General features: G+C 55.7%; 29 protein-coding genes, 1 tRNA gene and 3 pseudogenes. 18 read left to right on the plus strand and 15 right to left on the minus strand.

What is annotated here, in order from left to right:
• Nucleotides 1-18: 18 nt before the first annotated feature.
• The 7 genes from B0B09_RS06860 to B0B09_RS18195 all read left to right on the plus strand — a co-directional run bounded on the left by B0B09_RS06860 (nucleotide 19) and on the right by B0B09_RS18195 (nucleotide 4,152).
• On the plus strand, nucleotides 19-1,356 hold the full coding sequence (locus tag B0B09_RS06860; protein WP_076658955.1) for a methyl-accepting chemotaxis protein: 1,338 nt from the start codon (nucleotides 19-21) through the stop codon (nucleotides 1,354-1,356).
• A 162-nt stretch (nucleotides 1,357-1,518) separates the two neighbouring features.
• Nucleotides 1,519-1,737 (plus strand): translation initiation factor IF-1, encoded by a 219-nt coding sequence (gene infA / locus B0B09_RS06865; RefSeq protein ID WP_007205486.1) that lies wholly within the window; start codon nucleotides 1,519-1,521, stop codon nucleotides 1,735-1,737.
• Between the two features lie 78 nt (nucleotides 1,738-1,815).
• The gene (locus B0B09_RS06870; protein ID WP_076658956.1) at nucleotides 1,816-2,421 is read left to right on the plus strand and encodes a Maf family protein; all 606 of its coding nucleotides are present in this window, start codon (nucleotides 1,816-1,818) and stop codon (nucleotides 2,419-2,421) included.
• A complete protein-coding gene (locus B0B09_RS06875) occupies nucleotides 2,418-3,452 on the plus strand; it encodes a ribonuclease E/G (RefSeq protein ID WP_076658957.1) in 1,035 nt (344 codons plus the stop codon). Before B0B09_RS06870 ends, B0B09_RS06875 begins: the two co-directional genes overlap by 4 nt.
• The gene (locus B0B09_RS06880) at nucleotides 3,452-3,637 is read left to right on the plus strand and encodes a DNA gyrase inhibitor YacG (RefSeq protein ID WP_076658958.1); all 186 of its coding nucleotides are present in this window, start codon (nucleotides 3,452-3,454) and stop codon (nucleotides 3,635-3,637) included. Before B0B09_RS06875 ends, B0B09_RS06880 begins: the two co-directional genes overlap by 1 nt.
• A gap of 95 nt (nucleotides 3,638-3,732) precedes the next feature.
• Nucleotides 3,733-3,807: transfer RNA gene (locus tag B0B09_RS06885), tRNA-Phe, on the plus strand.
• A gap of 108 nt (nucleotides 3,808-3,915) precedes the next feature.
• On the plus strand, nucleotides 3,916-4,152 hold the full coding sequence (locus tag B0B09_RS18195) for a DUF6538 domain-containing protein (RefSeq protein WP_311135458.1): 237 nt from the start codon (nucleotides 3,916-3,918) through the stop codon (nucleotides 4,150-4,152).
• A gap of 35 nt (nucleotides 4,153-4,187) precedes the next feature.
• Here B0B09_RS18195 and B0B09_RS06890 read toward each other — a convergent pair whose 3' ends face one another.
• The 4 genes from B0B09_RS06890 to B0B09_RS06905 form a co-directional block, all read right to left on the minus strand.
• Nucleotides 4,188-4,808, minus strand: coding sequence for a protein-methionine-sulfoxide reductase heme-binding subunit MsrQ (locus B0B09_RS06890; protein ID WP_076658959.1), 621 nt, complete (start codon nucleotides 4,806-4,808; stop codon nucleotides 4,188-4,190).
• A gap of 76 nt (nucleotides 4,809-4,884) precedes the next feature.
• Nucleotides 4,885-5,385 carry a cytochrome b gene (locus B0B09_RS06895; RefSeq protein ID WP_076658960.1) on the minus strand — a complete coding sequence of 167 codons (501 nt, stop codon included), beginning with the start codon at nucleotides 5,383-5,385 and terminating at the stop codon, nucleotides 4,885-4,887.
• Nucleotides 5,386-5,394: 9 nt separating this feature from the next.
• Nucleotides 5,395-6,282 (minus strand): VOC family protein, encoded by an 888-nt coding sequence (locus B0B09_RS06900; RefSeq protein WP_076658961.1) that lies wholly within the window; start codon nucleotides 6,280-6,282, stop codon nucleotides 5,395-5,397.
• Nucleotides 6,283-6,348: 66 nt separating this feature from the next.
• Nucleotides 6,349-6,777, minus strand: coding sequence for a DoxX family protein (locus B0B09_RS06905; protein ID WP_076658962.1), 429 nt, complete (start codon nucleotides 6,775-6,777; stop codon nucleotides 6,349-6,351).
• Nucleotides 6,778-6,896: 119 nt separating this feature from the next.
• Between B0B09_RS06905 and B0B09_RS06910 the strand changes: the two genes are divergently transcribed.
• The 4 genes from B0B09_RS06910 to B0B09_RS06920 all read left to right on the plus strand — a co-directional run bounded on the left by B0B09_RS06910 (nucleotide 6,897) and on the right by B0B09_RS06920 (nucleotide 9,636).
• Complete coding sequence (locus B0B09_RS06910; protein WP_076659835.1) at nucleotides 6,897-7,793, plus strand: LysR family transcriptional regulator; 897 nt, start codon at nucleotides 6,897-6,899, stop codon at nucleotides 7,791-7,793.
• Nucleotides 7,794-7,839: 46 nt separating this feature from the next.
• Entirely contained in the window at nucleotides 7,840-7,989 is a 150-nt protein-coding gene (locus B0B09_RS17915; protein ID WP_165689303.1) for a hypothetical protein, read from the plus strand.
• A 352-nt stretch (nucleotides 7,990-8,341) separates the two neighbouring features.
• Complete coding sequence (locus tag B0B09_RS06915; RefSeq protein ID WP_076658963.1) at nucleotides 8,342-9,160, plus strand: MipA/OmpV family protein; 819 nt, start codon at nucleotides 8,342-8,344, stop codon at nucleotides 9,158-9,160.
• An 80-nt stretch (nucleotides 9,161-9,240) separates the two neighbouring features.
• Nucleotides 9,241-9,636, plus strand: a complete 396-nt coding sequence (locus B0B09_RS06920; RefSeq protein WP_076658964.1) for a hypothetical protein — start codon at nucleotides 9,241-9,243, stop codon at nucleotides 9,634-9,636.
• 284 nt (nucleotides 9,637-9,920) lie between these two features.
• Here the strand turns inward: B0B09_RS06920 and B0B09_RS06925 are convergent, their stop codons facing one another.
• From B0B09_RS06925 to B0B09_RS06975, 11 genes and pseudogenes are all read right to left on the minus strand, one after another.
• Complete coding sequence (locus tag B0B09_RS06925; RefSeq protein ID WP_207552134.1) at nucleotides 9,921-11,336, minus strand: FAD-binding oxidoreductase; 1,416 nt, start codon at nucleotides 11,334-11,336, stop codon at nucleotides 9,921-9,923.
• Between the two features lie 69 nt (nucleotides 11,337-11,405).
• Nucleotides 11,406-12,929 carry a malonate--CoA ligase gene (locus B0B09_RS06930; RefSeq protein WP_076658966.1) on the minus strand — a complete coding sequence of 508 codons (1,524 nt, stop codon included), beginning with the start codon at nucleotides 12,927-12,929 and terminating at the stop codon, nucleotides 11,406-11,408.
• Between the two features lie 10 nt (nucleotides 12,930-12,939).
• On the minus strand, nucleotides 12,940-14,229 hold the full coding sequence (locus B0B09_RS06935) for a malonyl-CoA decarboxylase (RefSeq protein WP_076658967.1): 1,290 nt from the start codon (nucleotides 14,227-14,229) through the stop codon (nucleotides 12,940-12,942).
• A gap of 93 nt (nucleotides 14,230-14,322) precedes the next feature.
• Nucleotides 14,323-14,850 carry a TRAP transporter small permease gene (locus B0B09_RS06940; protein WP_076659836.1) on the minus strand — a complete coding sequence of 176 codons (528 nt, stop codon included), beginning with the start codon at nucleotides 14,848-14,850 and terminating at the stop codon, nucleotides 14,323-14,325.
• A gap of 55 nt (nucleotides 14,851-14,905) precedes the next feature.
• Nucleotides 14,906-15,880 carry a TRAP transporter substrate-binding protein gene (locus B0B09_RS06945; protein ID WP_076658968.1) on the minus strand — a complete coding sequence of 325 codons (975 nt, stop codon included), beginning with the start codon at nucleotides 15,878-15,880 and terminating at the stop codon, nucleotides 14,906-14,908.
• 23 nt (nucleotides 15,881-15,903) lie between these two features.
• Nucleotides 15,904-17,187 (minus strand): TRAP transporter large permease, encoded by a 1,284-nt coding sequence (locus B0B09_RS06950; RefSeq protein WP_076658969.1) that lies wholly within the window; start codon nucleotides 17,185-17,187, stop codon nucleotides 15,904-15,906.
• A gap of 1 nt (nucleotide 17,188) precedes the next feature.
• Entirely contained in the window at nucleotides 17,189-18,652 is a 1,464-nt protein-coding gene (locus B0B09_RS06955) for an amidase (protein WP_242654356.1), read from the minus strand.
• A gap of 183 nt (nucleotides 18,653-18,835) precedes the next feature.
• A complete protein-coding gene (locus B0B09_RS06960; protein WP_278247270.1) occupies nucleotides 18,836-19,819 on the minus strand; it encodes a LysR substrate-binding domain-containing protein in 984 nt (327 codons plus the stop codon).
• A gap of 331 nt (nucleotides 19,820-20,150) precedes the next feature.
• Nucleotides 20,151-20,402 (minus strand): annotated as a pseudogene (locus tag B0B09_RS18225) (tyrosine-type recombinase/integrase); the annotation flags it as partial.
• Between the two features lie 26 nt (nucleotides 20,403-20,428).
• Nucleotides 20,429-20,758, minus strand: a complete 330-nt coding sequence (locus B0B09_RS18230; protein WP_375342215.1) for an integrase arm-type DNA-binding domain-containing protein — start codon at nucleotides 20,756-20,758, stop codon at nucleotides 20,429-20,431.
• A 275-nt stretch (nucleotides 20,759-21,033) separates the two neighbouring features.
• Nucleotides 21,034-21,717: a fumarylacetoacetate hydrolase family protein gene (locus B0B09_RS06975; protein ID WP_076658974.1), complete on the minus strand. Its 684-nt coding sequence runs from the start codon at nucleotides 21,715-21,717 to the stop codon at nucleotides 21,034-21,036.
• 205 nt (nucleotides 21,718-21,922) lie between these two features.
• Between B0B09_RS06975 and B0B09_RS06980 the strand changes: the two genes are divergently transcribed.
• The 7 genes and pseudogenes from B0B09_RS06980 (at nucleotide 21,923) to B0B09_RS07010 (ending at nucleotide 26,736) form a co-directional block, all read left to right on the plus strand.
• The gene (locus B0B09_RS06980; RefSeq protein WP_076658975.1) at nucleotides 21,923-22,693 is read left to right on the plus strand and encodes a fumarylacetoacetate hydrolase family protein; all 771 of its coding nucleotides are present in this window, start codon (nucleotides 21,923-21,925) and stop codon (nucleotides 22,691-22,693) included.
• Nucleotides 22,694-23,054: 361 nt separating this feature from the next.
• On the plus strand, nucleotides 23,055-23,726 hold the full coding sequence (locus B0B09_RS06985; protein ID WP_076658976.1) for a Crp/Fnr family transcriptional regulator: 672 nt from the start codon (nucleotides 23,055-23,057) through the stop codon (nucleotides 23,724-23,726).
• Nucleotides 23,727-23,811: 85 nt separating this feature from the next.
• Nucleotides 23,812-24,024: a YgaP family membrane protein gene (locus B0B09_RS06990; protein ID WP_076658977.1), complete on the plus strand. Its 213-nt coding sequence runs from the start codon at nucleotides 23,812-23,814 to the stop codon at nucleotides 24,022-24,024.
• 6 nt (nucleotides 24,025-24,030) lie between these two features.
• Nucleotides 24,031-24,207: pseudogene (locus tag B0B09_RS18110) on the plus strand (RNA-binding protein); the annotation flags it as partial.
• Nucleotides 24,208-24,224: 17 nt separating this feature from the next.
• Nucleotides 24,225-24,383: a beta-lactamase hydrolase domain-containing protein gene (locus tag B0B09_RS07000; RefSeq protein WP_084190747.1), complete on the plus strand. Its 159-nt coding sequence runs from the start codon at nucleotides 24,225-24,227 to the stop codon at nucleotides 24,381-24,383.
• A pseudogene (locus B0B09_RS07005) lies at nucleotides 24,331-24,951 on the plus strand (NAD(P)/FAD-dependent oxidoreductase); the annotation flags it as partial. The gene B0B09_RS07000 and the pseudogene B0B09_RS07005, both read left to right, overlap by 53 nt.
• A gap of 60 nt (nucleotides 24,952-25,011) precedes the next feature.
• On the plus strand, nucleotides 25,012-26,736 hold the full coding sequence (locus tag B0B09_RS07010; RefSeq protein ID WP_076658978.1) for a SulP family inorganic anion transporter: 1,725 nt from the start codon (nucleotides 25,012-25,014) through the stop codon (nucleotides 26,734-26,736).
• Nucleotides 26,737-26,763 lie beyond the last annotated feature (27 nt).

The following is a 26,763-nucleotide window of genomic DNA, read 5'->3' on the forward strand; positions in this document are numbered from 1 at the left end:
TCCCGAGGTGATGACATTATGTTTTGGACCAAGTCACTTGCACGAAATGCTGATGACGACGCTGTTCTTGCGGCGGCGTATCAGTCGCAAGCGATTATCTTCTTTGAGCCCGATGGCACGATCGTCAATGCAAACGCGGCTTTTGTTGCGACGATGGGTTATAACGACGCGTCAGATATTATTGGCAAACACCACCGCATCTTTCTCTCAGAGGTCGACAGAAATTCACACGCATATAAAGACTTCTGGCCCAGCCTCGCGCGCGGAGAAATATCGTCGGGCGAATTCAAACGGATTTCGAAATCCGGGGAAGAGGTCTGGATTTCCGCCTCTTATGCGCCCGTTCGCGATGCGCACGGCAACGTCAGCCAAGTTGTGAAACTGGCCACTGACGTTACTGCCTCGCACCGGATTATGCAGTTGCTGGTCGCAGGGCTTGCCGCACTTCGTGAAGGTGACCTTACGGCACGCATTTCCGATCCTGTCGCGCCACAACACCAATCCGTCAAATCAAGCTTTAACGAGACGCTCGCGGGGCTGGAGGATCTAATGAATACGATCCGGTCCGGATCGGTCCGGCTGCATGATGTCGGCAGGGCTGTGCAGAACGGGGCGCACCAGTTGCAGCAAAAGGCGCAAGCGCAAAAGGATATGCTGGCGGAAACCACAAGCTCTCTCAGCCAGATATCGCAAGCGGTCGCAGGCACGAGCAATTCAACCCGCGAACTTGATGAAGAGGCTGCACTGACGGCGGACAAATCGCGCGAGGGCAGCCGAATCGTTGCGGACACAATCACTGCAATCAAACGTATCGAAACCCTCTCAAAAGAGGTTTCAAAAACCACAGAAGTCATTGAAGGGTTTGCATTTCAAACGAATTTGCTGTCGTTGAATGCCGCGGTCGAGGCTGCGCGAGCGGGCGCGGCCGGCAGCGGGTTTGCGGTGGTCGCAAGCGAGGTGCGCAGCCTATCGAACCGGTCTGCAGAGGCCTCGAAAGAGATCGCGAAACTAACCCGCAGTTGTGAAACAGAAGTTATGAAGGGCCGCACTTTGATTGAGACTGCCGGTGCCTCGCTGGATGCGATCAATCACGGCGCGGCAACTGTGGCAGAGGCCGTTGACCGGATCGCCCGCACGGCCACGCAACAATCACAAAGCGTGTCGGACATCGAATCCGCAATTCGCGCGATCGACATTGGCGTGCAGAATGTTGCCACCCTTTCAGACGAGAGTGCGGAGCAAGTCAAACGGCTTTCGGATGAATTGGCGATCCTGGACGACCTGCTGTCACGCTTCCAGACAAAGCAAGCCCAGCCGCAAAGACCCGTGCAGATGAACCTTCGACAAGCAGGATAGCACCTGATGTGGTGGGCGCGACGGGCTGCGGCGGCGTTGCTTGTGCACGTCACGGCCAGCACATCGCCGAGATATTCACGATTCACCCTTGAAAAATACTGTATTCAGGCGCATCTAGGCGGCGCCCGCTTGTTGATGCGGGTGTGAAACATAGGAGATCACATGGCCAAGGAAGAACTGCTCGAATTCCCAGGTGTCGTGAAAGAACTTCTGCCAAACGCGACGTTTCGGGTCGAGCTGGAAAACGGCCATGAGATTATCGCGCATACGGCAGGAAAGATGCGTAAGAACCGCATCCGTGTTCTGGCTGGCGACAAGGTACAGGTGGAAATGACACCTTACGATCTGACCAAAGGTCGGATTAACTATCGCTTCAAGTAACGTGAAGTGCAGCTTCGCGCGGCGCGGTAAAAGGACTTGCAACACGCAAGTCACCGCCGCGCTGGTGGATGTTGATAGATGACCACCCTCCCGCCAGATCCCGCTTTGAAGCTTGTTCTTGGCTCCGGTTCCCCCCGGAGGCTAGAGCTGTTGGCGCAGCTTGGGCTGACGCCGAGCGCTGTGCGCCCGCCCGATATTGATGAAGACGTGCGCAAGGGTGAATTGCCCCGCGATTACGTCAAACGGATTGCCGCGGAAAAAGTGGCGGCTGTGCCTGCTGGCGCGGATGAAGTCGTCCTCTGTGCCGATACCACCGTGGCCTTGGGGCGGCGGATCATGGGCAAACCCGCAGATGCCGCAGAGGCCGCGCAGTTTCTTTTTGCCCTGTCAGGACGGCGCCATAAGGTGATCACCGCACTCGCGGTAAAACGTGACGGCCAGATCTGGACGAAGGATGTGCAAAGCACAGTGGCCTTCAAGCAACTGTCGGACGCGGAAGTGAATACCTACCTCGCGTCGGGTGATTGGCGCGGCAAAGCCGGAGGCTATGCCATTCAGGGGCCGGCTGGTGCGTTTATTCCCTGGATCAACGGGTCGTATACCGGCATCGTTGGTCTGCCGCTCACCGAAACAGCAGGTCTGCTGACAGCGGCGGGCGTTGTGCTTTATGGAGGTGGCGCATGAAGGGCCGCATGATTGTTCTGGACCATATCGGCGAAATAGAGGCGGCTGCCTATCTGGTGGATGGCAAGCTGGATGATATCCTGATTGATCACGAAGACGCCCCCCACCCGGGTGCGATCTTCCGTGCAATCTGTGACCGGCCGATCAAGGGCCAGGGGGGCATGATGCTGCGCCTGCCCGCGGGTGAAACGGCATTTCTGCGGCACGGGAAGGGCCTGAAACCCGGTCAGGCGATGCTGGTGCAGGTCACGGGTATTGCAGAGGACGGCAAGGCTGTGCCGGTCACGGACCGCGTGTTGTTCAAGAGCCGCTATGCGATTGTAACACCGGGCAAGCCCGGGCTGAATATTTCGCGCCAGATCACCGATGAAGATGTGCGCGATGAGCTTTTGGCGGTCGCACATGAGGTGTTTGACAGCCCGCATGGTTTGATCCTGCGTTCGTCCTGCGCAGGCGCCGATGAAGCCGAGATTGCCGATGATATTCTTGCGATGGTCGCTTTGGCCGACGCGGTGCTAGCAGATGCCGACGGCAATGAGCCCGAGGCCCTGACCGAAGGCGACGGGCCGCACTTGGTGGCGTGGCGCGAATGGACGGGTGCGGCAGAGGTGATTACGCGCGCAGGGTCGTTTGCCGATCTTGGCGTGCTGGATCAGGTGGGCGCACTCAGCCAGCCACAGGTCGTCTTGGGCGAAGGGTATATGTATGTGGAGCCCACGCGCGCGTTGGTCGCGGTTGATGTGAACACCGGCAACGATACCTCGCCTGCGGCTGCACTGAAGGCGAATTTGGCGGCAGCCCGCGCTTTGCCGCGTGCCTTGCGTTTGCGGGGGCTCGCGGGGCAGATTTCGGTGGATTTCGTGTCCATGTCAAAGGCGCACCGCAAACAAGTGGAACAATCGCTGCGCGCCTCATTCAAGGCTGACCCGATCGAGACGTCTTTGGTGGGCTGGACCCCGATGGGCCTGTTTGAATTGCAGCGCAAACGCGAGCGCCCGCCTTTTCCCAAACACCTGTTCAAGGACATCTGATGCCCTGCCCGATCTGTGACAAACCCACCGAAACCGAATTCCGTCCGTTCTGTTCAAAGCGCTGCGCGGACATTGATTTGGCGAAATGGTTTTCGGGGGCCTACGCCATTCCTGCGGACAATCCCGAGGATCTGGAAGAGCTTGAACAGGAGTTGGACGCGGCACAAAGGCAGAAACCGCATTAGCGATCTGCTTTTCCAACAAATCCCTCTGGACACCCCCCTTTCCCGCGTCTAAAACGCCGCTACCCGATGCGGGCGCACAGCGCCAACATCCCGGTGCCCGGGTAGCTCAGGGGTAGAGCAGTGGATTGAAAATCCTCGTGTCGGTGGTTCGATTCCGCCCCTGGGCACCATTTCATACAGATAAGCCTCTGTTTCCCTTCAGTTTTCACGCTTGGACGCTGGAGGCGTAGACAATTCTGGAGACCAAATCTGCCCCTTACACATTTGTAAAACTGGGCATCTACCTCTCACGACGGGTCCCAAGCGACCTTTCCCATCACTATAACGCAAGCAGGATCATGTATTCGCTTGTCACGAGGTCGACTGTAGTGGCCACTTCGAGAGCGCAGCGGGCGGCACAGCAGCTCAGATATCCTGGTATTCTGCTCAGCAAAACGTGGCTAGAACCGCAGTTCAATCGTTTCGAGAGCGGATCGAAGCGTTCAGCAATGCGCACTCATTCCCCGCAATTGTGACCGGCGCTGACATACATTGGCTATTAGTGAGCGTATTACCGCTGCGGCAAGGCCGCAGCTTGGGGCCGCGGCCGCAGATACCAGTACCAGACACGGTAGGCCTCAAGTGCGATCAGGGGGCCAAAGTGGACAAGGGCCGCTGCGGCGCCGTCCCAATCGTTCAATGCGGCCCAGTGCACTAGTGTCAAAACCGCTGCGGCATAGGTCCACCGTTGCAACCACTTCCACCATGTGCCCATTTTGCGCACGAAGTAATCCATTGATGTCAGTGCCAGCGGTACGAAGATGATAAACGCGATCCAGCCAGTCCAGATGTAGAGGCGCGGCAATTCATCAACAACTGTTGTCAGTGAGGCCTTATCCAGCAGGTAGAAAATCGTGTGCAGCAGCGCATAGCCAAATGAGGCGACCCCCAGATAACGGCGGTTGCGTTTCAACCATTGCGGTCCGCGCCAACCCTTTAACAGCATTGCAAGAGGCGTCGCCATCATCAGCACAATCAACAACCGTGCGGAGGTTTCACCGGACGGGTGTACAAGCTGGTGGAAAATCCGCGGATCATCGGATGTCAGTGCGGTGAAAGTCATCATGACCCCGAGTGAGGCAAGCACTGCCCATGTGAGATAGGGCGAGGTCGCGGCGAAAAAACGTTGCATATTCTGTCCAATCAAATGTGCTTATTAGAATGATACGCCCGAGCCATGGGCTCCCGTCGCAACTCGGGCGATATCCTCACTTCTTGAGGGCCGGGACCATGCGTGCCAGCGTGCCGTCCTTACGCACGAACTGGTTGAAAATGGCCGCAGCAGCGTGGGCGGTGATCAGGGCAAACAGCACAAGGTTTAAAAGCCAATGGACGTAGCCCAGATCTGCGACACCGTTCCAAGTCACGCCGCCGGTGATCACCATGGCAATCAGCGTGCCATAAAGCGACCAGTGGACAAAAGTGGCTATCTTGGCTTGCATCGAAGATGTCCCGGGAGCATGGCCCGGCGCACCAAAGCGGTAGCGCAGATAAAGCCGTGCGAGCACCGCTAGCAGGATTGCCGATCCAAAGCCGACGTGGACCAACGCCATGGTCATATCGCCGTCAACGGGTGTCGCTCCTGTCTGCATCGCTTCGATGGTGCGTTTCATCGGCTCGTTGAAAAGCCATTGCACCCAGATGGCACCGAAAACGACCCAGTGCAAAATGATCTGCGCAGGGCGGTAGGATGACGGGGCATTTGTCATGGGGCTCTCCTATTTAGCAGTGCGAAGCGTAACTGCGACGCCTGCAGGATCAGTTCCGCGCAAGGCATCGCCGTCTTGCTGCAGATGTGGTGAAGCGATTATCTCGCCATGTGTGAACAATTCGTAATGTACCAAGCCAGCCATATTTTGCGGCATAGGAGGATTGTTCGCGCCGGCCCAGATATTCATGGCCAAACGGTGCGTGTTGGGTGCACCCGCGCCCATATCGGCAAAGCCCCAAGCATCCAGCGTCAGGTGACGCTCAAATCCAAGGGTTTCGAACCAGTCCAGGGCAGGCTCAAGTGCTGGCACTTTGAAATGCAGATGCGCGAGGTAACTGTCGTCTGCCATCGGTGCCATCGGGTCTGCGCCTGCGGCATAAGCCAATTCGGCCCCCACATCCAGCGGTCCGCGTCCAGAATGGGCGTTGCCGTCAACATCGAACAAAGTCAGGGCCTTAGACATATCCCCAAAATGACTAAACCGTTCAGGTGTCTCATAGGTGATCTCAATCTCAAGACCATCAGGATCATGGAAGTATAGCGATTTCGCCATCAAGTGATCTGTTGGCCCGACCTGAACGTTCAGGTGGATCAGACGGGCAAGCATGCGGGAAAATTCCACCTGACTGCACACGCCGATTGCGACGTGATACATGCCGGTAAAGGGGGCTTTAACAGGGGTTTTCGCACCAGGATGAAGGACGATCAGCGTGCGATCCCTGATGCCAAGTGCGATGCCGGGCTCTGAGTGATCACGTTTGATCAAGCCCAAGGCCGAGCTCCAGAACGCAACTGCGCGATCAAGGTCGGTCACCTGAAGTTCGACCACTCCCCAAGACAGGCGGTCGGCTTGCGGGGAAAGGTTTGTGTTGGCGACAAGCACAGAATTGAGCATGGGAAGGCAACCTATTGCAAAAGAAAGGGCGCCCCGGCGGGAGAAACCGGAGCGCGTTGGAGTGTATTAAGCGCGTGGTGCGATCGGCGCCTTGTTCGTGCGGCCCCAAACTACAAAAGCGGCCAGTGCAAACAGGATCACGTTGACTGGCACCACTTCGAATTCGCCGCGTGTGATGTGCAGGCCAGCGGCCAGAACCATGATCACGGCAAGTCCGGCTGCAGCCCATTTCGTCAGGTGCGGCATGATGCGTGTGGCGGCAGGCAGGATTAGACCCAGCCCGCCTGCGACTTCTGCAAGGCCAATGAATTTGATCAGCAGGAAGGGTGCGTTTTCGGCCCAGCCCATGCCCATCGCCACCAATTCGGCTGATCCGGACATCAGCTTCGTCGCACCTGCCATCAGGAACATCGCAGCCAATAAGGCTTGGGCGACCCACAGGCCAATATTCCAGCTCTTGCTGGTCTGTACGGGGTTTGTGTCAATCGTTGTCATATCATTCTCTTTCCAAAAAAATCGCTTACGCAGCGTGTTGTGATGAGAACGAGAATAAACCTTTCCATTAAAGACATCATTGGGCTATTTGTTGATTTACTATTTACTATGGGTTGATGATGGACACACTTCTGAGCCTGCGTGTTTTTGCCGAAGTCGCAGAACAAAAGAACTTTTCTGCTGTAGCGGAGCGGCTTGGCCTTTCGCCCGCGATGACCAGCAAACATGTAAAGCATGTCGAGGCGCGCGTGGGCGCAAGATTACTCAACCGCAACAGCCGCAACGTCAGCCTGACCGAGGCAGGTGCGCAGTATTTGCAAACGGTCCGCCCCTTGCTTGACGGGCTGACCGAAGCCGAAGCGCAATTGACCACAGACAGCCTGTCGCCGCGCGGCATGCTGAGACTGTCGATGCCCGTCTGGATGTCCAATCCATCCTTTGCGAAAATTCTGACAGCCTATCATCAGCAAAATCCACATGTGACGTTTGATATCGACCTGAGTGGCCGCAAGATCAATATGGTTGAGGAAGGTATCGATCTGGCGCTGCGCGTTGCGTTCAAACTGGACGATGGGTTGATCGCGCGAAAACTGGCAGAGGTCACGTTTCAGATGGTGGCAGCCCCTAAGTTCCTAGACAGCTTTGGCCGCCCCAAAACCCCAGACGACCTGAACAACGCCCCGATGCTTGCGTATTCTCAAGTTGCAGCGGACGGACGCATCAAATTTGGTGGAGAAGAGGGGATGGATGTTAAACTTCGGCCAATTTTGGTAAGCGCCAACGAAAGCATGCTTCATCAAGCAGCTGTTGCTGGCATGGGCTTTGCCATGCTTCCGAACTGGGCAGCCCAGAACGATGTAAAGGAAGGCCGTCTTGAAGTAGTGTTGCCCATAGTTGCATGGCCGAAATTGCATATTCAGGCAATTTATGCGGATCGTAGCTATCTACCTGCCAAGGTAAGAAGCTTTCTGGACTTTTTGGCTGGTCCAGACGGTTTCTCTAGCGTTTTGAAATAAAGTACGGGGTTTTGCAAACCCTACCTACCTGACCGACAAGCAAACGATGGCGCAGGTCGTGACCGAAGTGCCATTGTTTTACATTTGGGCGGGTTGGATTGCGCTGATCATTTTCGTGCCGTTTGCAATAATATCAATGGACTATTTTGTACGCAAGATGGGGACATGGCGGAATTGGCTGCAGCGTTGGACCTAAGCCGCCGCAGTGTTGACCTTGTTGCATTGGGCCGCCCTGAATGATTGGCAATCACCTCGGCCCGCGATGATTCAATTCGCTTCATTGGCGGCCTTGGAAGCCTATCGGGTGTGGTATTGGTATCGTCGCCCCCCAAAACCACGTGGTGAGACAGCCACGGCTTAACTGAAAAAGCCACGCGACATTTACCTCAAACGACGGAGACTGCCGCGCACAGGCCAGCGCCATCATTCACTGTCAGGAAAGTCAGCGTCAATCATCTGCTCGATGATACACTCTAAGAGAACCTATAACTCTTTGCGTATCGTAACAGTATGCCCCGCTAGAGACGGGCATGCATGGGAGAACACAGATGAAGTTGCAATCAACACTTTCACTTATCGCCTTTGTCGGGATGCCGGGCGTGAGTCTGGCCGAAGAGCACACACATCAGGACGGCGGTCTTCAGATCACCATCAGCGGCGGGATCGTCAGCGCCCCTTCCTATGTTGGCGATGACGACTATCAGACGAGTATCTTGCCTAATATCACTTTGCGCTACGGTGACCGGCTTGAGGCATCATTGCGCGGCGTTGAATACACCGCGATCGTTGGCGATGGCTGGAAAGCGGGCGGCATATTGGGGTACGATTCCGGACGCGAAGAGGCCCCAGACGCGAGCGATTTCATGATTTCCGGTGAGGCCTCAACAGACCTGATTGGTTTAGGAGATGTTGACGGCACAATCGAAGTCGGCGGCTTTATCGAATATGGCGCTGGTCCGATTGCTGCCAAATTCGAGCTGCGCCAAGGTGTCGACGGCGGCCATGATGGTTTGCACGGTGAAGCGAGTGTGAATTACCGCGGCAAGTTTGACGCGATGGCCATGCCTGTGTTTTTCGGGGTTGGGCCAAAGATTACCTTTGGCGACGACGCTTATACCAGCGCCTACTTTGATGTCTCTGCCGCGCAGTCTGCCGCATCAGGCATCAGTGAATACGACGCAGGCGGCGGCATAAATTCCTACGGTTTAAGCGCAAATGTGATGATGCCATTGACCGCGCAAACATCGCTTATTGGCTTTGTGGATTACGAACAACTGACAGGCGATGTCGGCGATTCAACAATCGTGCAGGAACGTGGGTCGCAAGATCAGGTCAGAGCAGGCGTCTTCGTGAACTATACATTCTAAACCGATAATGCGTGCCGCGATCTGTGGTTCAGGTCGCCGTTTGTGTCGCGGCACGTATGCTTTCAATCTAGGAGTTTCCAATGTTATTCATTTTGCGACATCCAAACGTGCTACTCTGTGGGGTCGCGCTTGCGGCCTTGATCTTCAACAGCATGGTCTACTTTTTGGTCCGCGAGCAAATGGATCCGGTTGCTGCGCTGACATTGACGGACGAATATCGGCATTTCATCGAGATCCGGCCAGTCTGGGAACTGATCGCCGCTAATTTGACTTATGTCACCGGCATCTTGGCGGTGCCGTTCCTATTGCTGCGCCGCAAACCAGCTGTTTGGCTCTTCGCGATTTCAGCTGTCGCCGCAGGGATAACCTTGGCACCGACATTCATCTTGGGGCCTTTCGCCATCGGAGTGATCATGCTGATCGCAACCTTGGCTGCTGCCCTGTTTACGTGGTTTTCTATCAAGACGTTGGCATGATGAACTCACCAGCATTCTGCCAAACGTCGAATGGCCAAAACTGCAATTGCAGGCAATCTATGCAGACCGCAGCTATCTGCCCGCCTAAACGCGTAGCTTTCTGGATTTCTTCGCTGGGCCAGACGGTCTGACTTCTGCCCTACGGGACGTTTCTTCACCCTAAGGGGCGATCGGATGGGCTGATCCCGTCTTGCTTGAATAACGGATCATGCGCGCCTTGTTGACGTCAGATGCCACTGAGCTCCGCCGTCCTGTGCAAAACGACTTGGCGCTGCCACGGCTTGTCAGTTGACTTCGACAATCTTGCCCGGGTTCATTATGTTTTCAGGATCAATCGCGCGTTTGAGCGTAGCCATCAGCGCGTAAGCATCGCCATGTTCTTCTAACATGTATATCTTTTTGCCAGTGCCAACACCATGTTCCCCGGTGACCGTTCCGCCGAAAGAAAGGGCAACGCGGTTCACATCAGATGCAAGCGACTTGGCGCGCACCAATTCACTTGGATCGTTCGGATCGAACAAGATCAGCAAGTGAAAATTGCCGTCACCGACATGCCCAACGATGGGCGCAATCAGCCCCGCCTGATCAATCAACTCCTTGGTGCGCGCAATACAGTCAGCCAATGCCGAAATCGGGACACAACAGTCTGTCACGACACTGTCGCACCCTTTGCGTAATGATTTTCCAGCGTAATAGGCGTTGTGCCGCGCAGTCCACAGACGATTGCGGTCTTCAACTTTGGTCGCCCATTCAAATCCCGAAACACCGAATTCCTCTCCGATGCTTTCAAACAGCTCAACCTGTTCCTTTACGCTGGCGTTTGATCCGTGGAATTCGAGAAACAGGTGCGGTTTTTCGGGCAGATTCAGGTCGGGATTGAAAATGTTCATACCCTTCATTTGCATTTCGTCCAATAGTTCGACCCGTGCCAACGGCAGGCCCATTTGAATGGCCATGATTACACTATTCACGGCGTCATCGACCGTTTCATAGGCACAAGTCGCGGCCAGAATTGCGTCAGGCTGACCAAACAGGCGCACGGTAATTTCGGTGATAATCCCAAGTGTCCCTTCGGACCCGACGAAGAGATGGGTCAGATCATATCCTGATGACGATTTCCGAGCGCGCGAGCCGGTGTTGATAATCGTACCGTCGGGCAAGACAACTTCCAGCGCCAAAACGTTCTCGCGCATGGTCCCATAGCGAACAGTATTGGTGCCCGAAGCGCGCGTGGCCGTCATGCCACCGATCGTAGCGTCGGCACCCGGATCAACCGTGAACATCAATCCAGTGGCGCGAAGCTCATCGTTCAGCTGCATGCGCGAAACCCCGGGCTGAACAACGGCATCCAAATCGCTTTCGTGAATTTGGATGACTTTGTTCATCCGGCTAGTATCCACGCTGATCCCGCCATGGATTGGGATAATGTGACCTTCTAATGAAGTGCCAATGCCAAAGGGAACGACGGGGACTTGGTTTTGCGAGCAGATTTTCATGATCTGAGAAACTTCTTGCGTGCTTTCTGGAAAGGCGACCGCATCTGGTAATGCCGGTTCGGAATAGGCTTCGTCACGACCATGGATTTCCCGAATACTCTCACCCGTCGAAAGGCGATCGCCCAACAGGTCTTTCAACGCTGAAATGGCCAGAGCGGCATTGCCCTCATTCATCTCAAATTCCTTCTCTGTCCTACTAATCATTCTCATCATTCAAAGCGGGTATCAGCCCCTTTCGAGACACTGACGTTTGACCCGTGATTTCCACCTGCATCACTTGAAGGTCCCGTCGTATTCTTCGCGCAGTGCTTTCTTCTGAACTTTACCCATCGCGTTTCTGGGCAGGGATTTGACAAATTCGATACGTTTGGGCTGTTTGAAACGCGCCAGATCATCCTTGATACCGGTCATGATGTCCGCGGCTGAGGTTTTGGCGCCATTTTGGACCACAACGACGGCCACGACGGCTTCGCCAAAATCCGGGTGCGGGACGCCGATGACGGCACTTTCGTTGATGCCCTCAAGCGCGTCGATCAGAAGCTCTATCTCTTTGGGATAGATGTTGTAGCCGCCCGAGATGATCAGGTCTTTTTGGCGCCCGACGATATGAACATATCCGTCGTCATCCATGCGCCCGAGGTCACCCGTTATGAAAAACCCGTTGTCACGCAATTCCTCGGCGGTTTTTTCGGGCATCTTCCAATAGCCCGCAAATACGTTTGGGCCTCGCACCTCAAGCACGCCGGTTTCACCTTGGGGCAAAGGTGCACCAGTTGCTGGGTTTGTGACCAGCATCTCGATCCCTGGCAATGGAAAGCCCACCGTGCCTGCGCGTCTATCGCCGTCATAGGGGTTAGAGGTGTTCATATTGGTTTCGGTCATGCCATAGCGTTCCAGGATCGCGTGCCCGGTCACGTCGCGCCAGTGTTCATGTGTTTCGGTCAGCAATGGAGCCGAACCGGATACAAAAAGGCGCATGTTGGCAGAAGCGTCGGTCAGCCCCTCCGAGTTAAGCAGGCGGACATAGAACGTCGGCACGCCCATAAGCACCGTGGCCTGCGGCATGTAGTCAAGGATGTCATCGGCGTCGAAATTGGGCATGAAGATACAAGATGAGCCAGCCATTAGCGTGATATTCGTCGCCACAAACAGCCCATGCGTGTGAAAGATCGGCAAAGCGTGGATCAAGACGTCATCAGCGCTGAAGTGCCAAGCGTCCTTCAGGGTTTCAGCGTTTGACGCCAGTGCTTGATGCGTCAGCATGGCCCCTTTGGATCGCCCAGTTGTTCCTGACGTGTATAGGATCGCAGCAAGATCGTCTGGTCCGCGCGTGACGGCATTGAAGCCAGGTGCTGCCGCATCGCGCAGATCGGCCAGTGATCCACTTTCATCAGCACCGATGGTCAGCACTTTTGCTACACCAGCCTTTTTGGCTACGGGCGAAAACTCTTCTTCACGTGCCAGATCACAGACAAACACCCGTGGTTCGGCATCCGTCAGGAAATAGGTGATTTCGTTAGGTGTGTAGGCCGTGTTGAGGGGCAGAAACACGCCACCAGCCAAAACCGTCGCGACATATAGTTCCAGCATTGCGATGGTTTTCGGGGCTTGCACAGCGACCCTGTCACCTGGTTTGACGCCGCTGGCGACCAGAGCCTGTGCCATCCGTTCGGCGTTGGCAAAGAAGGCTTGATATGTGACGTCTTCACCGGTTTGATGATTGCGCAGGAACAGGCTGCTTCCTGCGTCCTTTCGTGCGGCGCTCAATCTCTCTGCGAGATAGTTTCCTTGATACATGCTACGTCCTCTACACTTTCCCCAATGCCGCCACGCTGGGCGATACAGACACCTCGTAATTGCTTGAATAGGCTTTGTGGTTTTGTTCAATCTTGTCGCCGTCATAGAGGTAATTGACCATCACCCCCCATGAGTTGCTCATACCGCGCAGGCTTAGATCGGCGCTTGGGTGCACGCCCAACAGGGTCGCTCCGTTGCCCAGATGGAAATGCGCCACCGGATCCGCCACCGTTCCGGGTGCCCTTTTGACCTGCGTCAGAAAGCGGGCGGTCAGCTTGGTCGCAAGGGCATCGTCGGGGCGCTCGGTTTCACCAAGAGAGTTAAGTGCTGCCTTGTCTGCGTCGCTAAACAAAGTATCGCCGCTCTCCAAAGACTGCGCGACCCACTTTCTAAGACCCGGCACCGGTGAGAGCGTCACGAACGTCTTTAGGGTCGGACGCAGTTTTTGCAGTTCCGCGACAACCTGCTTGATCAGGAAATTCCCGAATGAAACCCCACGCAGACCCGCGTGGCAATTGGAGATCGAATAGAAGGTTGCGACGGTTGCGGTTTCGGGATCCGTCTGCTCACGATCGGCCGCAAGGATCGGTCCGATTGCATGGGGTATCTCGCTGAGCAAGGCGACCTCGACAAAAATCAGAGGATCATCCGGCATGGCCGGATGAAAGAAGGCAAAGAGCATACGGTCGGGGTCACCGACACGTTGGCGCAAATCATCCCAGTCGGCGATCTCGTGGACTGCCTCATAAGTGATGATCTTTTCCAGAATCTGTGCTGGCGTTGACCAATCGATCTGGCGCATCTCCAAAAACCCACGATTGAACCAGGATGCAAAGAGATGCTGAAAGTCAGAGTCTAGCCCGCTCAAACGCGTGTTTTGTTTCGCGTGGTTCAGCAGATCAGCGCGCATCGCGACCAGTTCTGCCGTCGCACCGGGGACTCGGTTGATCGTGCGTATCAGCTCTTGCGTCCGTGGCTCGGCCGCAAAGTGCAGCGCGCGTGCAGCATCTATGTTTCCAGGTTTCCATAAACTTATGGCGGCACCCAACGCATCTTCGTCCGGCCCAAATTCCTGGCTGACGGCGAAAAAGAAGGCTGCGCGCTCATCGCTCTTCGAGGCTGCGTACAGATCAAGAATCTGACGGGATATCATCAGCCCCGCTGCCTCGCTACGGTCATGGATCAGCGAATGACACAACGATATCAGCCTGTCAGAAACATCCGCTGGCGCTTCTGTTCGGCTGCGCCCCGCCCCTGCCACTCTGGCAAGAATCTCACTCAGAAAACTCTGCTGCGCCATCGAGATTAAACCTCCAAATGATGCACGGTTGGATCAATAGATTTGATGGAAATCGGCAATCGCTTTGAAAGCTTCTGCCAAAAAGCGGATAATTTAATCAAGATCAGCAGCCGCATCTTCTGGTGCATCGTCTCCGGCCCACCGGGCAACAAGGTGGATAAGAATGATGATCATGGAGAGGGGGACCGCGACAGAAATCCATGCCATAGGGATGCCAAGGGTATCGGCGGTCAGACCAGACTGGCGTGCGAGATACCCCTTTGCGAAACCACCCCTCAGACCGATGAAGCAAAAGTAGATGACCGGCAAAATAAAGGTCAGCACCGCAGCACTTTGGACCGCTTTTGCAAAGAACGCCAAGACATGAGGTGGATCAGGGAACACACTTTGCATCAACACCGCATCCGACTGCGTTTTGAATGACAGTGTCGCGCCCAGCAGTCCGGTCCACACCATCGCGTAGCGCGCGACATCTTCGGTCCAGACAGGAGGCGCAGAGAAGACATAACGCGCGATGATTTGCAAAACGACAGTCAGAAACATCACACAGACAGCAAAGACTGCAACGCGGCGCATGACAAGATGCAAGCGGTCACTGGTCGTGGTGATCATATTGCGCATCTTCAGTTCCCCATGTTTGGTAAGGCGGGCCACATTGTGCAGCCCGCCCTTTCGTTTAGCGGTTCTCGTCAGACAGCGTTTTCCACAATTCGGTATCTTCTGCGGGCATCAGATCTGAATCGTAGACAGGCAATGACGCCTCGCGGAAAACTGCCCGTTCTTCCGGGGTCAAACGCTGGACGGTAACGCCCGCGTCTTCAAGTGCTTTCAGACCAGATTCTGCGGCCTCTGCCAGCCATGCGCGGTTGGCAGCATCTGCCGTTACAACTGCCGCATCGACTGTCGCACGCTCTTCGTCAGACAGGCCATCGTACCACATCTTGGAGAACAGGATCGCCCGCATCGGGATGATCACACCAGCGTCGGAGAAGTTTTTGACGAAATCGGTCTGACCGAACATCACAGGAACAAAGGGTGAGTTGAGATAGCCGTCAATCACCCCTGTTTGCAGGCCCGCAGGCACCTCGCCCCACGGCACAATCGTACCGGTCGAGCCCCAAGCCTGATACATCGCGATTTGCGCGTCATCGAGCGCACGCATCCGCAAGTCAGCCATGTCGGCTGGCGCGCGTACGGCGGCCGTGGTTGTAATGATGCCAGACGATGGACCAATCGGAACAAAGGCTACGACGATGATGTCCTGATCAGCCAGCTTTTCATTCAACCGGTCGAAAATGTTTCCTGCCGCAAGGGCGCGATCCATATGCGCGGCGTCATCGAAAATATACGGCAGTCGCACGCCGTACACAAAGGGATCAACTTGCGCGATGGAGCGCACATCAGACAAGGACACTTCGAGAAGGCCCGTTGACAATTGATCGAATTTTTCGGCTTCATTGCCAACGGAATCGCGTGGCATTTCGCGCACGTCCATGCCTGCTTCTTGCAGGGCCATACCAAATGCATTGGCCCAGTTGTATGATCCGGATTGAACAAGATCGGGGTTACCATCCAGCGCAATTTTGACCTCTGCTGACGCAGATGTGGCCATTGCGAGTAGAGCCGCAAGTGTAAGTGATTTAAGTTTCATTGATCGTCCTCCCTAAAGTTTGGTTAGTTCACAGAAAATCCGAACAGGCGTGGTAAGGTCAGGCTGATTGCCGGCCAATAGACGAGTGCCATCAACAACAGCACCTGAACGAAAATAAAGGGCAGCACAGCATATGCGAGGCGCCAGTAGTTAAGATTGGTCAGCGCGGATACGACCACGAGGCATTTGCCCAATGGTGGCGTAATCAGGCCAACGCACAGATTGAAACACAGCACGATACCAAGATGGATCGGGCTGATGCCTTGCTCCAATGCTTGTGGGGCGAACAGGGGTATCAGCAGGGTCAGGGCCACGGGCGTATCCATGAACATGCCTGCGATCAAAAAGATCAAAACAAGGAAAAACAGATATTTTGTGCCTGTCAGCCCAAAAGAGTCGACCCATCCTGCTAGGGCTTGAGACCAGCCCAGCTGCCCCGCCAGATAGCCCAGCACCGAAATCGCTGCGAGAATGATAAAGATCGTTCCTGTCATTTTTGCCGTGGCCTCAACCGCGTCAAAGAACATGCGCCATGTCAGTCCCACGTAGAATTGCCCCGCCAACAACGCAAAGAACACTGCGATTGCTGAACCTTCGGTCGGTGTGGCCAAGCCGAATACCAGAGAGCCAAGGATCACAATGGGCAGGCAAAGAGCCGGCGCGGCATTTAACAGGCTTGGCAAGAAGCGCGGCAGATCGTCTGACGCCCCGCCCGGATGCCTTTTGATCTTCGCGATGATCGCATTTAAGGCCATCAACGCCACAGCGAGCAGAATACCGGGAACAACGCCCGCAATGAACAGGGCCGCGACAGAGGCTCCGGTAAGGCCGCCATAGATGATCATGATGATAGATGGCGGTATAATGGGCCCAATCATGGAAGAGGCCGCCGTAATGGCCCCGGCGTAATAGGGATCATAGCCGCGTGCTTTCATCTCGGGCACGAATGTACGTGACAAGGCAGCGCTGTCGGCAATCGCTGAGCCTGAAATGCCTGCAAAGAAGACGCTTGTGAGAATGTTCACATGCCCCAAACCACCGCGAAACCGACCAACAATAGACAGGGCGAAATCGATCAGGCTGCGCGTGACGCCTGCACGGCTCATTATCTCGGCGGTGAGGATGAACAGCGGCATCGCCATGAAAGCAAAAACATCAAGTTGTGCAAAAATGCGTTGCGGCATGACCGATAGAAACTGCGCTTTGTCGACAGCGACAAATGTCACAACAGACACAGCGCCCATCAAATAGGCAAAGGCTGTGCCGCTGACCAGCAGCAAAACAAAGATGATGGGGATCAGCCACATATTACACCGCCGTCCGCAGATCGGCGTTTTGGCCTGCAAGGCCAGCGCCTAGATCCACTGGATGCGTCACGATAGACCGCAGATCGACATCCGAGTGAGGGAGCCTTTCCAAATTTGCCAAAGGTCGCTCCGTGTGTTCCAAGTTCTCAAAAAGGACTTCCATTGCTTTTGCAGCACTCAGCAGCCCTTCATCGCCGCGAAGCGGGCCTACCACCTGAAGGCCGAAGGGCATGCCTGCCGCATCACGGCCACATGGCAGGGTGATTGAAGGACCGCCCGTCAATGAACCGCGGTAGCAGAGCGCAAGCCAGCGGTAATAAATGTCCATCTTCTGCCCGTCGATGGTTTCGGCGTAGGGTTCTGTCCAGGCAAACGGCGAAACCGGCGATGTTGGCAAAACGATCACATCAAACTCTGCCATCAGCGCGTTGAATTTGCGCAAGATCCGGGTTTGCTCTGCATGAGCCCAACCGCGATCGGCCAGTGACATGGTCTGCCCCAGGGCAACATTTTCTTTGATATGCGCGCCAAAGCTGTCGGGGTCCTGTGCCACGGCCTCGCCAAAGGCCACGCCAAAACTCTCGGCCCGTAGAATATCGAAACAGCGGTCCATATCACCAAGGTCGAGATCTGCCGCGCGGCATGCCTTGACCTGCGGCCGAAGCACCTCAAGACGCGCGCGGAACGTCTCTCGGATGCTTTGCTCGACCGGTGCGCCGCCAAAGTCTTCGCTGAAACCAACGCGCAGGTCTCTCAGGTCCGTAGGTGGCAGCTTTGCGAAACGGCCCGTGACAGAGGGTGCGGTCAGCGGATCATCCGCGTCACAACTCTGGCACACATCTAGCATCAGCGTAATATCATCTACCGTACGCGCCATTGGGCCAAGTACCGAAATGCCTGACCATCCCAAAGGACGTGTGGGATGGGCGATCACATCAACAGAGGGTCTGTAGCCCACGACACCACAAAGCGCGGCGGGCATGCGAAGCGATCCACCAGTATCCGAACCAGTGCACAGCGGCAAAAAGTTGGCCGCAAGTGCCGCGGCAGACCCACCAGACGAGCCCCCCGCAATGAGATTGGCATCGAAGGGATTACCCGTCGCACCCCAGATCCGATTGCGACTGTTTCCTCCAGCCCCCAACTCGGGGACATTTGTCTTTGCCAGAATGATAGCACCCGCCGCCCGCAAGCGCGCAACCAACGGCAAGTCGCTTTCGGGGATGTGACCCCGCGCCCGAATACTGCCATGGGTGGTCAACAAGCCTTTGGTATTCTGCAAATCCTTCACGCCAATTGGCAATCCATCGAGCGGCCCCAGCGGGGATCCGTCCTGCCAACGTTTTGTTGCCGCCGCGGCGCAAGCGATGGCACCCTCGATATCCATTGCGGCAATGGCGTTAATCTTGGGATTGAAGCGGGTGATTTGCGCGAGACAGGCTGCCAGGTACGCACTCGGCGTCAACGTCCGAGCCTTGAAGGCCGCAAGAACTTCACAGGCCGATCGCGCGAGCAACGCGTCGCTGCTCAAAGGTTTACACCAAAAATCGCAATTGTTCGAATTAACACCCTAGCCCTCCCAAACCGTGTGTTTGGTTAAGTTAAAGGGTGATCTTCGGAGAGAATAGTGAAAACTTTGCCGGAAACATTAACCAAATGGAATGGTTCTTAAGTCTTCCGTGGTTTGCCGCAGGCATTTAAGGAACAACGCCAGCGTCGCATTCTGTGAAACCTGGTCTTCGCGCCAAAAACAGCGCGCCTCTGACAGCAAGTCACGTGTATCAAGGGGCAGGATCACAGTTTCACCCCGCACGGCCTGAGCCTGCGCAAGCCGCTGAGGGAGCAATCCCAGCGCAGGCATGGCCCGCAATAATTCAAGGTTCAGGGCAATCGACAAAGATGCGACGGTATTATTGGGAGGCGGCAACCCATTTGCGGCAAAAAGGGCATCCACCGCCTGACGTGCGACCGAATTCGGTTGCGGCAATATCCAAGGATAGCTCGCGACATCCGCCCATGACAAATCCCCCCCTTGCGAAAGCGGATGATCGCGCCCGGCGACAACAACAATCGGCTCCGAGAATAATGCCATTTGGTCAATGCCAGCCAATTCCTGAGGCTGCCAAATTCTCGCTATGATCAGATCCAACGCGCCGGCCTCAAGCTGGGGCAATAGTTCAACAAAATGCCCCTCGGAGACGGATACGTTTGCCTGCGGCGTGCTGCGCTTGAACAGCTCAATGGTGCCGGGCAACAAGGTAGGGGCGACCGAACTAACCACGCCGACAGAGACAGAACCAGATACCCCACTTGTCATAGCCTCAATGTCAAAGGCAGCGCGATCAAGTTGTCCAAGTGCCAGTCGCGCATGATCTGCAAGACGGACGCCAATAGGTGTAAGGTAAAGCCTGTTGCGGTCGCGTGTGACAACAGGCACGCCCACTATCTTTTCCAACTCGGCAATCTGTTTTGACACAGCTGGCTGCGTCACGCCAAGCGCCTCAGAGACACGCGCGACCAACTTCATATCTGAGAGTGCTACGAGCGCACGTAAGTGCCGTAGTGTGATACCCTGTTGAAAGCTCTTGCCAAGAATGTGTTCCACCTCCACGCACAGCCAAACCTTCGGCACGATCGTTCTTCTGAGATTGCCACAAGTTTGGTTCGCACGGCTCTACACGCAGCCACGCCTTTTGAAAATAGGTTCATAGACAAACACGATTGGCGAATTCTTGCATGATAGTAGTTTCACGGCACGTAGAATGCATTACCTCTGGCGCATGGCCTCTCGTTCGCAATTTTTCCAGGATCTGTTAGTCGGTGCAATGGGTCAACATTTCCGCTCAAAAAGTCCGCGTTGTGTAAATTCGGGCAGCTCGTGATGTTGCTTGCGCAGCGAATGTCTCTTTCGACGGGCCGCACTGCAGCATATCAGGGCCCAAGTGGGCGGCGGCTCTGGGCCGCTAGCCAACGACTCGCAGTTTTTTTGTCACTGGTTGTGCGCTTTGGGTAATCGCCCCCGCCATTAGTCCAGACACCCTATCCGCTGCCGCTCTCGCAGGCGCATCGGCGAGGTGGGCATAGCGCATCGTTGTTTGGAAGTTAGAGTGTCCCAAGATTTTTCCGACCATCAACAGATCAATTCCGTTCATGACTGCGATTGAAGCGAACGTGCGCTTAAGGTCGTGAATGCGCAGTTCGGGCATGTCTGCGGCTTCTCTAAGGCGTCCATGGCGATGCCCTAGAGGAGATGGAGGTTGCGCATGGCGTCTCGGCGTTGCTTTCGCCGGTGTTCAATGGGGTCTTTGCCTTTGGCGACCAAAGTCCGATAGCCATAGGCGAGGTCCCAAGCGTCCTTCACGGAGAGGACCTTCAAGCCTCCGAGACCCATCTCCCGCCGCCGCCCTCGCGCTTCATCATGTACAGGCCATCGCCATCCACCTGCTTGCCGGGTGGCGCGGATTTGATGATGAGGGCTGTCAGGTTGCCCAAGAAGATAACCCCTCAATACATATGGGATTTGTTGCGACGGCGTAAGTTTCCCTAAATGCATCGGATCAGCAAAATACATGTTTTCCGAACGGATATAGCATTACATGGGGCCTGCTGAGACGGGTATGCTATGTCGCCCCTGGGCACCATTTTAGAAAATCCACAAAGCCATTGCGATTGTCTGGCAGTCTATGCCAATCACAGCAGGGGTATTTTGTCCTGCGCATCACATGACACAGGCCTGCACCTCTTCCCCGCGTGCCGCCTTTAAATCAATCCTCAATTGCGGGGTTTTTAAGGAAAATCTGCGGCTGACCGCAAAAGAAAGTGCCACCTTTGAGCGGCGCATGGTCTCTAGACGACCTTCACAGTCAAATCCTGCAACCCGTCGATGCGCACCACCATTGTATCACCTTTTTCAACCGGACCGACGCCGGCGGGCGTGCCTGACATGATCACGTCACCTGCCGCGAGCGCAAAGTAGTCTGACAGATAGGAAATCATTTCTGGGACTTTCCAGATCATCTGGTTCAGATCACCGGTCTGGCGGACCTCACCATTGACGGTCAATGCGATTGACCCGTGGTCAAGGTGGCCCACATCCGCGACCGGTTGTAATGGACCAACAGGCGCAGAGCGTTCAAAGGCTTTGCCGATCTCCCAAGGGCGACCCATTTCTTTTGCAATGCCCTGCAGATCACGCCGCGTCATATCAAGCGCGGGCGCATAGCCCCAGACATGCCCAAGCGCGTCTTCAACCGCGATATTGGTGCCACCTGATTTGAGCGCGACCAGCAGTTCGACCTCATGGTGCACGTCGTTCGTCTGGCTTGGGTAAGGAAACGTCCCGCTCGGATCCAGATTGTCGGGGTTTTTCTGGAAAAAGAAGGGCGGATCGCGGTCAGGATCATGGCCCATCTCAACGGCATGGGCTGCGTAGTTGCGTCCGATGCAATAGACGCGACGGACAGGAAAGGCCCCTCCCCCCGCGACAGGAATGGTGACAACAGGCGGGCTTGGGATAACAAAGTCGGTCACTGATTGCTCCAGTATGATCGCAGGTTTGCCCAGTGATAGACCTGCGCATATTAGAACTCAATCCCGCCCCACTACGCCGTTGGCCGCGACACCTGCCATGTGCCGCGCTTGTGGGAAGAGATGCACGGCAAGCGCGACAGGGCTTTATCCTTGCGCGCAGACCTGCAAGATTGCGTAGGTATAGTTGAGCAAGGGAGGCTTCACGATGAAATGGGCACGTGGCAAAACAGCTGACGGAACGGAGCTGACCGGCGTTATTGCAGATGACATGCTGCATCCGCGTGCAGCACTTGGATCAGATCAGGCCGCAGGCGAAGCGGTCCCGCTGGCCGATGTCAGTCTGCTGGCACCGGTCGTACCCGGCAAATTCATCGGGCTTTGGAACAACTTCAAAGCGGCCGCTGAAAAGGGCGGGATGGAACACCCGGCGCATCCTTTGTATTTCTTCAAGGCGGATACGTCTCTGACCGGTCCAGACGGCACTGTGGTTCTGCCGACATCCGCAGGCCGCGTTCTGTTCGAGGGGGAACTCGGGATCGTGATCGGCAAGACGTGCAAAGACGTCAGCATCGCAGACGCCGAAGACGCGATTTTGGGCTATACCTGCATCAATGACTTTACCTCGCTCGACATTCTGAACGCAGATCCGTCATTTCCGCAGTGGACCCGCGCCAAGAGCTTTGACGGGTTCGGCGTGGTTGGCCCCGTGATCGAGACCGATATCGACTGGCGTGACTTGACGATCAAAGTGCTTGTCGATGGCCGTGAGCGGCAGTCCTATCCGGCCGCAGACATGATCCTGCCGCCTGCGCAGATTGTCAGTGCCCTATCACAAGATATGACGCTCAACCCCGGTGATGTGATTGCCTGCGGCACTTCGATCGGTGCGCGCCCCGTGAAACCCGGCATGGTCGTCGAGGTTGTGATCGAAGGAATCGGCACTGTCGGTGTGACGACCAGCGCCCCGGCGGACTAAGGGCATCCCTGCCCTAGCGCGGATGCCCGAGTGACGTCCGGGGCAGGCCAACCTGCACGCAGTCGCCGCCTTTGCCGTGGACGCCTGCGTTGTGTTCCATGATCACGACGCGCTTTGCGTCAAAGCGGCACATTGGGTGAATACATCCAAGGGCATGATGCGATCAGGTATTGCGCAAATTACTGTCTTTGTTTGAAACGGCGGTTTTACCGGGTCGTTGGACCGCGCTATTTACAAATGCAATATTTTGAATGTATCTTTTTTGCTACAACAACAGGACGCGCCATGAAACTGACCAGTTACACCAACTGATGGAGCGGATCGCCCCACTGGAAACACCCCGAACCGCGGCGGCAGCCCGATGACCGGTACACAGGAATGGGTCGAACGGTTCCCTGGGCTTTCGCGGCTGGAACCCCATATCAAACAACTTTTGCTGTCACGCAGCGCAATCATCACGGTGCCTGGCGGGGTCACGCTCTTTGGGCCCGGAAACTCGCCCGAGAATATGCTGTTCTTGTTGGATGGAACCGTCAGGGTCCAACAGGTATCGGATACCGGGCATGAGATTGTGCTCTATCGCATCCATGCGGGCGAAAGTTGCGTTCTGACAACCGCCTGCCTACTGGCTTATGAAAACTACGCGGCCGAAGGAATATCGGAAACTGCCGTGCAGGCCGCTGCGGTTCCGCGCGAAGTCTTCGATGATCTTGTGGCCCAGTCCAAGTCGTTTCGGGATTTTGTTTTCGCGGCGTTTTCCAAACGCATCACAGACCTGTTTTTGATGATCGACGAAGTTGCCTTTCAGCGGATCGACGTCCGGCTTGCAGATAAATTGCTCAAACTCTGTGACGGGCAGGATGTCGTCGCAACAACACATCAGAAGCTTTCGGTCGAATTGGGGACGGCACGCGAAGTCATCTCGCGACAGCTTCAGGAATTCCAGCGCCGCGGCTGGATCGAGCAGGCGCGCGGCAGCGTGACAATCCTTGATCGTGCGCGCCTCGAACGACTGGCCGACCATTCCGCGTAACTGATCTGCGCGCTTGGTGACAATATCACCGAAGTCTGGGCCGCTAAGGTCTATGAAGAATATATCTTTCATAGGAAACAGCAAAATGACTAAGAATATTGGCACTATTGACCGTATTTTCCGGCTTGTGCTTGGCATCGTCCTGCTTGCCGCACCGTTCGTCAGCGGCATGGCCGTGTTTCAGTCCGGCACTGCAACGATCATTTCCGTTATCGTTGGCCTTATCATGCTTGGCACCGCAACACTGAAGTTCTGCCCGCTTTACCGCATCTTTGGCATTCAGACCTGCAAGATTTGATTGCATCACGTGGGCGGCGGCACAACGCGCGATGAATTTATCAAGTTCCGCACCGCTCGTGATGCGCAGCTGGCCATGCAAAAGCTGATCATCCCGTAGCGGCAAAGGAACATGCGCGCCCGAGAAATCCCTGCCGAGCAAGACGGCAACCCGATGCTGAAAGGACCGATCAACGCCCTTTGATCAGAGAGAGAGTCATAATGGATATCAAGCCACTGACCGCCGGTCTCTGTGTTAGCCCACAGATTAGGCCCGACGATATGCAAGCCATCAAAGACGCGGGTTTTCGCGCCAATATCTGCAACCGCCCTGATGGCGTACGTCAAGAAATACGACGCGCATCTGAATTTCTTCCATAACCTTGTTGCGGTTGATGGTCCTGCCAAGAAAGCATGGTTTGACGTGGCCAAGCCCGACATGCCGATGGAACGGGTCGAGATGGACTTTGACATGATGCATGTCTGCCCGCCACAGACCGCACCCGATTTCATCCGCGTTTCGCCACTGGCAGATGCGGCGGGCTGGGTTGATGTCGATCAATCCACTTTGCGCCACAAGACCTATGATAATATCTGGTCGCTGGGTTATGTGATGAACGCACCCAACGCCAAAACGATGGCCGCGGCACGTATCCAAGCCCCTGTTGTGGTCGAAAACATGGTGGCTGACATGGCGGGGAGATCTGCAGTGGCCCAATATAACGGCTACGGGTCCTGCCCGCTGACGGTCGAGCGCGGCAAGATCGTTCTGGCCGAGTTCGGCTATGGCGGGAAACTGTTGCCCAGCTTTCCCAAAGCGATCATTGACGGCACAAAGCCATCCCGTGCGGCATGGTTCCTGAAAGAAAAACTGCTGCCGCCGATCTATTGGAAAGGCATGCTCAAGGGCCGAGAATGGATGGCCAAACCTGAAAAAGTGACTGTGTAGTAAACAACAAAGACCCCCGCACCATCCGATGCGGGGACACCCAAACCGCCAGAGAAGACCATGAAAACCGATATGACGCGCTACCTGCCCATCCTGACATGGGGCCGGACATATAACCGCACTGCCCTGTCCAACGATCTTGTTGCCGCGTTGATCGTGACGATCATGCTGATCCCGCAATCGCTGGCTTATGCGTTGCTTGCGGGGCTGCCGGCCGAGGCCGGTCTTTACGCGTCGATCGTGCCGATCATGCTTTATGCGGTCTTTGGCACCAGCCGTGCACTGGCGGTCGGACCTGTGGCCGTTGTGTCCCTGATGACGGCTGCAGCACTGAGCAATATCGTTGAACAAGGCACGATGGGCTACGCGGTTGCCGCCTTGTCGCTTGCTGCACTTTCAGGCGCGATCCTTCTGGCGATGGGGCTGTTCCGCCTCGGTTTCATCGCGAATTTCCTGTCCCACCCGGTGATTGCGGGCTTTATCACCGCATCAGGCATCATCATCGCGGCCAGCCAACTCAAGCACATTCTCGGGATCAGTGCGGAAGGCCATAACCTTCTGGAACTGGTCATCTCGCTGACAGAGCATCTGGGCGAGACCAACTGGATCACTGCGATCATCGGCATCCTTGCCACAGGATTCCTGTTCTGGGTGCGCAGGGGTCTGAAACCCCTGCTCAAGCGGTTTGGCCTGCCGGATGGTGTGACCGGTGTCTTTGTCAAAACCGGCCCCGTGGTTGTTGTTGTCGCGACGACGGCGGCGGTCTGGGGCCTTGGGCTGGCGGACAAAGGTGTCAGCATCGTCGGTGAGGTGCCGCAAAGCCTGCCACCGCTAACGCTCCCGTCATTTTCGCCGGACCTGCTGTGGCAGCTTTTGCTGCCGGCCTTTCTGATTTCGATCATCGGCTTTGTGGAATCGATTTCCGTCGCTCAGACCCTTGCCGCCAAGAAACGCCAGCGTATTGATCCCGATCAGGAATTGATCGGTCTTGGTGCGGCCAATATCGGTGCTTCGCTGACAGGTGGTTTTCCCGTCACGGGCGGATTTTCACGCTCTGTCGTGAATTTTGATGCGGGCGCGGAAACACCCGCTGCCGGTGCCTTTACCGCAATCGGTCTGGCCATTGCCGCGCTTGCTCTGACGCCACTGATCTATTTTCTGCCCAAGGCAACCTTGGCTGCCACAATCATTGTGGCCGTGCTCAGTCTGGTGGACTTCTCGATCCTCAAACGCAGCTGGAACTACTCAAAGGCCGATTTTGCCGCTGTTCTGGCAACGATCCTGCTGACCCTCACGCTGGGTGTCGAGGCGGGTGTTTCCGCAGGCGTCGGGCTGTCGATCCTGCTGCATCTTTATAAATCCTCCAAACCGCATATCGCCGAGGTCGGTCAGGTGCCCGGCACCGAGCACTTCCGCAATATCCTGCGTCATGACGTGATCACCGACCCGTCCATCGTCACCTTGCGCGTGGATGAGAGCCTCTATTTCGCCAACGCCCGCTACCTTGAAGATAAAATCCAGAACCGCGTCGCGAAAGACAAAGATATCCGTCATGTGATCCTGCAATGTGCAGCAATCAACGAGATTGATCTCAGCGCGCTTGAATCGCTTGAAGCCATCAATGAAAGACTGAAAGAGATGGATGTGAAGCTGCATCTGTCCGAGGTCAAAGGCCCCGTGATGGACCGCTTGAAGCGCGAACATTTCCTGTCGGAGATGACCGGTCAGGTGTTCCTGTCCCAGTTTGAAGCCACCAAGGCCCTGCGTCCGGCATTACCCACCTGATCAACCTGATCCATCCGGCACGGACCG

This window comes from Yoonia rosea, assembly GCF_900156505.1.
Taxonomy (GTDB): domain Bacteria; phylum Pseudomonadota; class Alphaproteobacteria; order Rhodobacterales; family Rhodobacteraceae; genus Yoonia; species Yoonia rosea.